The sequence below is a fragment of the Photobacterium kishitanii genome (assembly GCF_003026355.1).
GTDB classification, from domain to species: domain Bacteria; phylum Pseudomonadota; class Gammaproteobacteria; order Enterobacterales; family Vibrionaceae; genus Photobacterium; species Photobacterium kishitanii.
The window spans coordinates 1-9,990 of record NZ_PYON01000036.1 but is presented as its reverse complement, the minus strand read 5'-3'; the positions used below and the strand labels follow the sequence as shown (position 1 = coordinate 9,990).

The 9,990-nt window shown below is 36.6% G+C and carries 5 protein-coding genes and 1 rRNA gene; 2 read left to right on the top strand and 4 right to left on the bottom strand.

Annotated elements, in window-relative coordinates; all coding sequences use genetic code 11:
* Window positions 1-421 precede the first annotated feature (421 nt).
* The 3 genes from cadA to C0W29_RS21215 all read right to left on the bottom strand — a co-directional run bounded on the left by cadA (window position 422) and on the right by C0W29_RS21215 (window position 5,938).
* Window positions 422-2,554, bottom strand: coding sequence for a lysine decarboxylase (cadA, locus tag C0W29_RS21225; RefSeq protein WP_045044173.1), 2,133 nt, complete (start codon window positions 2,552-2,554; stop codon window positions 422-424).
* Between the two features lie 90 nt (window positions 2,555-2,644).
* On the bottom strand, window positions 2,645-3,997 hold the full coding sequence (cadB, locus tag C0W29_RS21220) for a cadaverine/lysine antiporter (RefSeq protein WP_045044172.1): 1,353 nt from the start codon (window positions 3,995-3,997) through the stop codon (window positions 2,645-2,647).
* A gap of 474 nt (window positions 3,998-4,471) precedes the next feature.
* Window positions 4,472-5,938, bottom strand: coding sequence for a winged helix-turn-helix domain-containing protein (locus C0W29_RS21215; RefSeq protein WP_045044171.1), 1,467 nt, complete (start codon window positions 5,936-5,938; stop codon window positions 4,472-4,474).
* 293 nt (window positions 5,939-6,231) lie between these two features.
* On the opposite strand from C0W29_RS21215, the gene lysS reads away from it, so the two are divergent.
* Window positions 6,232-7,737 (top strand): lysine--tRNA ligase, encoded by a 1,506-nt coding sequence (gene lysS / locus C0W29_RS21210; protein WP_045044170.1) that lies wholly within the window; start codon window positions 6,232-6,234, stop codon window positions 7,735-7,737.
* A gap of 90 nt (window positions 7,738-7,827) precedes the next feature.
* Here the strand turns inward: lysS and tsgA are convergent, their stop codons facing one another.
* On the bottom strand, window positions 7,828-9,018 hold the full coding sequence (gene tsgA / locus C0W29_RS21205; RefSeq protein ID WP_036796085.1) for an MFS transporter TsgA: 1,191 nt from the start codon (window positions 9,016-9,018) through the stop codon (window positions 7,828-7,830).
* A gap of 751 nt (window positions 9,019-9,769) precedes the next feature.
* Here tsgA and C0W29_RS21200 point away from each other — a divergent pair.
* Window positions 9,770-9,990: ribosomal RNA gene (locus C0W29_RS21200) — 16S ribosomal RNA — on the top strand; the annotation flags it as partial.

Here is a 9,990-nt window from a genome sequence, read left to right as displayed (position 1 = left end):
GAGGTATGAGGTATGAGGTATGAGGTATGAGGTATGAGGTATGAGGTATGAGGTATGAGGTATGAGGTATGAGGTATGAGGTATGAGGTATGAGGTATGAGGTATGAGGTATGAGGTATGAGGTATGAAGTATGAAGTATGAGGTATGAAGTATGAGGTATGAAGTATGAGGTATGAGGTATGAGGTATGAGGTATGAGGTATGAGATACGAGGTATGAGATGCGAGGTATGAGATGCGAGGTATGAGGTTGAGATATGAAGTTCGAGTTTTGAGATACGTGGGATTAAATTATAAAACAGGCACTTAAACACAAGTAAATCATAAGGTTCTAAGTTGATGATGGCTGTTATAAATAGAACGAATAAAAAAAGGCATGCTATTACTAGCATGCCTTAATATTATTAATGAGAGTGAATATCTTAACGCTTGATCACTTTCACTTTGTAAACACCATCAACGTTGTAAACACCGTGGATGTCAGTTTCAAAGCCAGGGAAGTGATTACCAATTTCACATAGCATTTCAAGGAAATCTAATACTGGACGAGATTGCTCAGTAACCATTTCACCAGGAAGCACAACAGGCACACCTGGAGGATAAGGTAGGATCATATTGGCACTAATTTCATTAACCATTTCAGATAATGGAATTTCACGCACTTCACCACGTAACTCTTGTTGCCATGCATCGTGTGGTGTCATCTTCATTTCTGGTAACACATCAAATGCTTTGTACATTAACTCTGGTAATTGGTATTTCACTGTTAGATCGTGAATACCTTGTGCAAGATCTTGAACACGCATATTAGCGTAGAAATGAGGATCTTCTTGGTATAGAGATGGTAAGAATGACTTAATCGTCATGTTACGGTCGTAGCCACGTTTGAACTCAGTTAATGCACGAAGTAGCTGCATTGCTTTTGGCTTATCGATACCGATAGAGAACAAGAACAATAGGCTGTATGGGCCAGTTTTTTCTACTACGATACCGTGTTGATCAAGGAACTTAGCTACAAGTGATGCTGGAATACCTGAACTTGCAAGTTCACCGTCTTCGTTCATTCCTGGTGTTAACAGAGTGATCTTAATTGGATCAAGGAACATATGATCTTCATCGATATTCTTGAAACCATGCCATTTTTCATTTGGTTTTAGATTCCAACATTCAGTAGTATCGATGTTTTCTGGTTGCCATACATCAAAGAACCAACCGTCACATTCTGAACGTAATTTTTTGATTTCTTTACGGAAACGAATAGCGCGATCAATTGAATCTTGAATTAAACGACGACCTGCATTGCCATGCATCATTGCTGCTGAAATTTCAGCTGACGCCACAATACCGTATTGTGGTGACGTTGAGGTGTGCATCATAAAGGCTTCGTTGAAAGATTCTTCTTCCAATTGACCTTTAACATGGATCATTGATGCTTGTGAGAATGCAGCCAATAACTTATGAGTTGATTGCGTTTCATAGAACACTTTACCCGGCATTGCATCACCACTCATACCACACTTACCTTCGTAAATAGGGTTAAAGTTAGTGTAAGGCACCCAAGCACTATCAAAGTGAATGAACTTAGTATCTAGTGATTCTTTGATAAATTGAGTGTTATAGAACAAACCATCGTACGTTGAGTTAGTAATAACCGCATAGCCAGGTTTAGTTGCGCCTGGAGTATTAGCAACTTTCTCTGCAATTACTTCACGGCTAAACTCGCTTTTAGGGATACCACCTAAAATACCGTAAGCATTACGAGTTGGACGGAAATAGATTGGCACTACATCGGTCATCATCATCATGTGAGTTAATGATTTATGACAGTTACGGTCAATCAATACAGTGCTACCAGCTGGTGCTGAGAACATACCAACAATTTTATTTGCTGTCGAAGTGCCGTTAGTCACAATGTAAGAACGATCAGCGTTAAACGTACGCGCAATGTACTCTTCCGCTTCTTTATGTGGACCAGAGTGATCCAATAATGAACCTAATTCAGGCATTGAAATTGAGATATCAGCCTTGAATGTATTTGCACCGTAAAAATCGTAGAAAATACTACCTACAGGGCTTTTATTAAAAGCAGTACCGGACATATGACCAGGGGTACAGAATGTATATTTAGCTTCATCAACGTAGTTAAATAATGCTTTAGTCAGTGGCGGTAGAATACTGTCTTTGTAGTCTTCTGTTGCTTGCTCAATTTTATGGGCAATATCAGAAGCACTACCAAGGCAATATTCAAAGAAGTAAATATTTAAGCGAAGATCTGCTAAGTTAATATCTAACGTTGAATGTTCGTTAGCAAATGCATATAGCGGCAGTTTTTCGTTAATTTGGTTAATTTGTTGGCATAAGTCTAATGAGTAAGTATCCCAGTCAAAAATCACACCACTAATACGTGGGTTCATTTCAAGTAGCTTCATTAAATCTTTTTCATCAACAGGGTAAACAACTTTATAGCCACGAGTTGCTAATGCTTGTTCTAATTCTTGTACTGGGTATTTTTTGAAGAATACGCCTAAGTTATTTAAGATTGCTATGGTATTCATTGTTGAATATCTCCAGGGTAAACAAAGGCGCACCACTCCAATTAGGGAGGTGTAGTTGTGCGCCTTGATAATATTATTAGGGGATTAAACTTAGTGAGATTGCGCTACTTTATTTGCTTGCTCTTGTTGTTCTAGTTGTAAGTGTTGACGGAAGCCAAGCTTACGAGCGTAGAACATGAAGATAGCTAGCGAAACAACGAAAGTTGCGGCTAATGCTGATGGATCTGCACCGATAAGTGCGATGAAACAGAAGATACATGCAACACCTGCAAACAACATTACAAACACATTGCGAGTTGTCATACCTTCGTAACGGATAAGGTTAACCGCTGAGTAGAAGTAAGGCAGCATAGTTAATAACACTGCGTCAGAGGTTAAAATATCGAATAAGTTTGAAGCATGGCTGTTACTTGAACTAAATAAAGTAATCACGATCATAAGAATGGTCATCATCACAGAAGCAAGTACTAAGCCTTTTTTAGCAACACCATTTTTATCTGTTTCACCAAAAACGGCAGGGAAGTTGCCATCACGAGCTGCACGTTTGCCTGCCTCACCTACTAACATCATCCAAGAACCTAGAGATGTAAAGCACGCTAAAGCGGTAAATGCTGCAACAAATGGAGCAGTCCAAGCACCAAAGATAGCCGTTGTTGCAAGTGCAAATGGTGCACCAGAAGCGGCAACTTCAGAAGCTGGGAACATACCAGCAATAACTTGGGTTGATAGAATATAAATAACACCAGCAATAACGGTTCCAAGTAGTGTCGCTAATGGAACTGTTTTCTTCGGATTTTTCACCATACCAGATGATACCGCTGCTGATTCAACACCAACAAATGACCAAAGTGTGATCAGTACCGCGCTAACAATAGCGTGTGAATTTGAGCTGTGTGATGTATTCCAGTTTTGCATGTAAGTTGTCGCATCAAAATGCCCCCAACCAACAACGGCAGTACCAACGATAGGAACAAGAATAAGTACTAAGCCTAAAGTACATAGACGACTTACCCATGAACCACCCAATAAGTTAATAATGGTGAAAACCCACACTGAGGCAATAGTTGCGATTGCCGCTGGAATAGTGTTGTTCAAAATTGGGAAGAACACAGAAAGGTACGATACCCCAGTAATAGCGATAGCAAGGTTACCAATCCAGTTAGCGTGGTAATAAAGCACACCTGTTTGGAAACCAAAAGCAGGCGAAACTTCACCAGCATAGGCAATAGGACCACCTTCTTGGGGGTTATTCGTTGCTAAACGAGCGTAAACAAAGGCCAAAGACAAGGCGCCAACTAAACAAATAATCCAGCTATAAATAGATATTGAACCTACTTTTGCCAATGTCGAGGGCAAAAGTGCGATACCACTACCCATCATATTACCGGCTACCACACCGGTACAGGCGATTAAGCCTATCTTTTTTGATGTATCGGACGACATGTAACAATCTCCAAATAATACAATTATATTTAAAATGTTTACGCACGTTTAACGTCAGTAATTAAGAAGTATTTCACTTCCATACAATCAATGACTAGTGAGTTCGATTTAATCTACAGCAGATAGAAGAGTTAATTAAATAACCTTCTACTCAAGGATTTTAAAATAATAAAATTGGTTTTTTTTAATTTAATTTATTTTGTTGCCCTTATTAATCAATTAGTTAGCTTGTTAGTGAAAAAGTAATTTATTTATCAATAAAATAATGACAGTTTGATAATCTTTATAAACTCTTAGTGGCAGATTAATTCAAGCAGCCATTGTAATGTTGTTATTGTTATTAACGGTAAATCTGAGGTGCTACTCAGTATGATCGCTAAGTTCGAAACCTATTAGGCCTATTAAATGGATAATCGTTACTTACTGAGTAATAAAATAAATAGAATTGTTGCTAAATATAATGATGTTCTAAACTTAATGCGGAGGAGTGATTTCAGTAGTATTTATTTGTGATATGAAGACTAGTTTTTGACACAGCTGCAGCGTTTCTTCAGAAGGGGATAAATACATAGCCATACTATAATACTCATTGGCTTGCTGTGTTTTATGAGTAAGTTCACTGATCTTACCTAATAAAATGTAGCGTAAAGCTGTATTTTGTTGAGACTGCAATGCCGCCAGTGATAAATAATGTTCAGAAGCCGTTAGGTTACCTTGGTAAAGTTCATTAAGTGCTAAAGCATCGTATATTTCACTGGATACTAGTTGTTGATTAGGTGTAATGCTTTTAACCAAAACTTTGCCATAGTTCATTAATGTTGGCATTGATGTTACTTTATTGTTTATAGTAAGTATGATCGCATAAGCAAGGTATCGTTGTGCTAATAAATAACTATTTTTTGGGGATAACTGAATAAGTTTGCTGATTTGCTTAATATAACTAATATTTGTCTGACCATCATTGGTAATGACACTAGGCAGCTCAAGGTAGCCATACAATATATTAGAGTTGGTGAGAGTTATATGATTCTGAGTCTGTTGATGATTATAATTTAAGGATTGTATTAATTTATTTAGTAACTTATCTATAATGATGTACGAATTATTACTATCAAGATGAAGGTTTTCCTGTAACATAATTGTTTTTGATATGTTATTAAATAATTCGATGTGTAATTGGTGTTGCTGATTTACGTATAGCGATAGCGTTTTACCAGCATTAGGTTGATGGCTGAAGCTACTGATGTAACTTGTAGATTTAAATAATGAGTCTTTTATTATATTTGCGATTGAATACAGCTGATTAGTTGATGGCTGCTGTGCTAATTCAATATTAATTAAGCGCGGATTTAAGATTGTGGTTGGTGGTGTAACTTTTTCGTTACTCCAACTAATGAAAACAAGTGTTATTAGTAACATAGTTAAAATACAAACATCAAAAAACCAATGATTCCATTTAACATTATTTGAACTTGTTGTTGTCGTTGATGGCGTTTCTTTTGAGGTTTCGTTAAAAGCGCGCGTCATTGGCCCAGCAGGGAATGATGCCTGGGGGGAAGTATCATTAGTATGCTCATGTGAAGAGTGAAACTCTTCTAGCTTAAAACCTGTATTAGGATCGACATATATTTGTTGTACATCAATATCAAGCTTATAGCCTCGCTTTGGAATAGTAATAATCCAGTGATCTTCATCCATTTTTTTGAGAGTTTTACGTAATTCAAAAATAGATTGCGTCACGACTTGTTCGCTAACAACTGCACCGTCCCAAACGTTTTCAATTAATTCATCTCGTGTAAAAACAATACCTTGATGTTTGGCTAAAAAGGCTAATAGCTTGGTTATTCTTGGTTCAATAATATAATTTTGTCCTGATTTATATAAACAATTTTCAGTTGTAATTAATAACCAGTTATTTATTTTATAATTTACCCAAGCCATTTGGTTTTAATTCTATTGTTAATAATTAGGATGATATTAATTCTATATTATTTGCTTTTATATATAGATGGAATTTTTTATTTAAATGGTAAGCGTAATTTCATATTTCATTTTTAATTATAAATAATAAATAAATTTTATATTTCTAATGTTTTGTGATGGATGTCACGTTTTTTATTTTGTGGTTATTTATTTTAAAGTAAGCCCATAATCGGATTATAAATATGGTTTTTTTAAATAAATATTCGATTGTATGCATTTTAATAAAGTGATTAAACGATGAAGGTAATATTATGTTAGAAACTGAAATTGATGAAAACAGACTGATTGCAGAGCGTCGAGCAAAGCTTGATTATATAAGAAAAAATTGTAAAGCAAATGGTCACCCTAATACTTTTCGTCGATTGAAATTAGCGAGTGATTTAATAATTGAATATAAAAATAAATCTAAAGAAGATTTAATTAATACCACTTATACCACTGCTGTTGCTGGTCGTATTATGGCAAAACGTGGGCCATTTCTAGTATTACAAGATGTTTCTGGACGTATTCAAGTTTATGCCAATAAACAAGTTCAGGAAGAATTAAAACAAAAATATCATGGTTTAGATATTGGCGATATTATTGGTGTTAAAGGTCAATTGCATCGTTCAGATCGTGGTGAACTTTATGTCAATATGGATAACTATGAGTTACAAACCAAAGCACTACGCCCATTACCTGAAAAATATCATGGTTTAACAGATCAAGAGCAGCGTTACCGTCAACGCTATGTTGATTTGATCATTAATGAAGAATCTCGTAATACCATGATTATGCGTTCTAAGGTAGTCGCTGCGATTCGTCAATTTATGATCACACAACAATTTATGGAAGTTGAAACGCCGATGATGCACCCGATTGCTGGCGGTGCTTCTGCTCGACCTTTTGTTACCCATCATAATGCGTTAGATATTGATATGTATCTTCGTATCGCACCAGAGCTTTACTTGAAACGCTTGGTTGTTGGTGGCTTTGAACGGGTATTTGAGATTAATCGTAACTTTCGTAATGAAGGTCTTTCACCGCGCCATAATCCAGAGTTTACCATGATGGAATTTTACATGGCGTATTCTGATTATAATGATTTGATTGATTTTACAGAAAATTTATTAAGTACAATTGCCAAAGATCTTTGTGGTAATACAGCGTTACCTTATGGTGAGCACGTTATTGAGTTTAATGGCCCTTATACTCGTATGACGATGTTAGCTGCGATTCAACATTACACTCAAGACAATGCTCGTATCCAAGCATTAACTTATGATGATGTTAAGAACCGTGAATTAATGGCTGATATTGCGCGAGAAGTTGGTCTAACGGTTGAACCATTCTGGACTTGTGGTCAGTTGTTAGAAGAAATTTTTGGTGAAACTGCTGAGCCTAAGTTAATTCAGCCAACATTTATTACTGGTTACCCTGCTGATATCTCCCCATTAGCGCGTCGTAGCAATGAAGATTCATTCTTGACTGACAGGTTTGAGTTTTTTGTTGGTGGCCGTGAGGTTGCTAATGGCTTCTCTGAGCTAAATGACGCTCAAGATCAAGATGCGCGTTTTAAAGCACAGATGGATGCTAAAGATGCTGGAGATGATGAAGCTATGCAATATGATGAAGATTATATTCGCGCATTAGAGTTTGGCTTACCACCAACAGCTGGTGAAGGTATTGGTATTGATCGTTTAGTAATGTTGTTTACTAATGCGCATACTATTCGTGATGTGATTTTATTCCCATCAATGCGCCCTAATAATAATTAATAGATAGCTAGTTCGTTAATCTACTTTTGTTCAATGCAAAAAAAAGCCTCAATTTACACAATTGAGGCTTTTTATTCGATAGCGTTTTAGTTAGTGACTATCAGCGTGACCGTTAATCCGGTGTTTAGTTACAAAACCAACCAAGATACACATCACAAATACTGCTGCATACAAGCCATTAGCCGTAACTAATGCTGCGTGTGCGCCGTAGTTTTTAACAATAGGGCTTGTGACCACGAAAGTTAACATGGTACCGATTGTGCCGCATAACAGAATAAAGTTAACCAGTTTTGGTGATGATACTTTGGTCTGTTGTGAGCCTAACGTAATGATAGTGGTGTAAATAGCACTACTGATAAAGCCAAGTGCTGAAATAATATAGATAAGGTTATGTGGGTCAGTATCTTTATTAAATAGATACATCAATACAGTGGCTAATCCAGATAAAACAACCACAAAGTAATGCAGGTCGAATTTTTTCAGTAACACACTGAAAATCCACATACCAATCATATAAGCACCCCAGAAGTAGCTCACTAATTGGCTTGCATCACTAATAGATAAACCTAGTTTTTGGGTTGCATACTCAGGGATCCAAGAAATAAAGCCAAGTTGACCTAGGATGTAGCATAAAGCAGCGATCGCTAGAAATAGAACACCCAATCCCCATTTTTCTTTTGGTTCATTAGTTGTTGTTTCTTGAGGCGCATCTTTTCCTAATACAGGGAAAGTTGAGATTAATGCTAATAGGAAGATAGCAAGGTAGATAACGCCGATAGCTGCATATACCCAATACCATTGCATGTGGTGCGCAAGTACTGCTGCTGAAATTACAGGGAAAATCATTCCGGCCATACTGAAAAATGAATCAGTGAATAGCAGGCGTGAACCTCGTTGCTTACCATCATAGATATGAGTGATTAAGTAAGTACCAATCGACATGGTAATACCACTCACAACACCTAATACGAACATGCAGCCAGAGAATATAGCAAGATTATGACCGAAAATTAGGCCAAGAATTGCTAATAGCATGAGAATAAAACCAAAAATGAGCTGGCGCTTAAGTGGCACAATTTCCATCAACCAAACATTAAGGAAGATTGAAATTAAAATACCAGTATTAAGAAACGTAAAAGTGTTACTCATGCTAGATATTGGCAAATCAAAATATTTGGCAATATCTCCCATAACGATACCGGTGACGATAATCAGAGATCCAGTTAGGGCATAAGATAAGAAACTTATCCACGTCAGAAGGATGCGATTCTGGTTTGTCATAGCAAATCCTGTATAGCTTTCGATTGTAATTAAAGAGGCAGACGAGATGCCAATTAATGAAAGGGCTGAATCCTAACATAAGGACTAGCTTTGTTTGTGACATACATCACCATTATATGACATGGAAGAATTTATCATACCAATAAGATATGAATAATCAGTATTTATGAGATGGCATTCTATTACTGGTTGTTTTCATTGTTTTTATTTTGGTGTGAATTTAAGTTTTTTTAACAATATTCGGTTGTTATTTATTTTCTCTCTCTTTATTAACAAAGATTTTGATGATTTTGGTCTATTTATAGCATTTAGTTACTTTCAGCTATAAATAGAGGGAGTATTAAAGCGAACCAAGGTATGTCAAAGCACAATTAAAGATGATTTTTAAATCATATTTAATGAATTTGGTTGTAGTGTGTGCGAACGTGTGTTTTTTTTTATATTTTTGAAAATTAACCCTTGCCAACGTGATCGAACTCTCTATACTACGACCTCACTGACACGGAGCAAGCCATTGGCTAGCAACGAAATCAGTATTGTTCTTTAACAATTTGACCATGCAATCTGTGTGGGCACTCACTGAATAGTTAAGTCGAAAGATTTATCAATAAACTGAGTGACCAAAACAAAATGACGCAAGTTATTTTGGCACAGTTATTTAATTATCATTTTTTAAATGATAAAAAGCTTTAATTTACTACGGTATTTAAAGTCAGTATTTATTGAGCCGGTCGAAAGACCAACAAAACTTTAATTGAAGAGTTTGATCATGGCTCAGATTGAACGCTGGCGGCAGGCCTAACACATGCAAGTCGAGCGGTAACAGATTGATAGCTTGCTATCAATGCTGACGAGCGGCGGACGGGTGAGTAATGCCTGGGAATATACCCTGATGTGGGGGATAACTATTGGAAACGATAGCTAATACCGCATAATCTCTTCGGAGCAAAGAGGGGGACCTTCGGGCCTCTC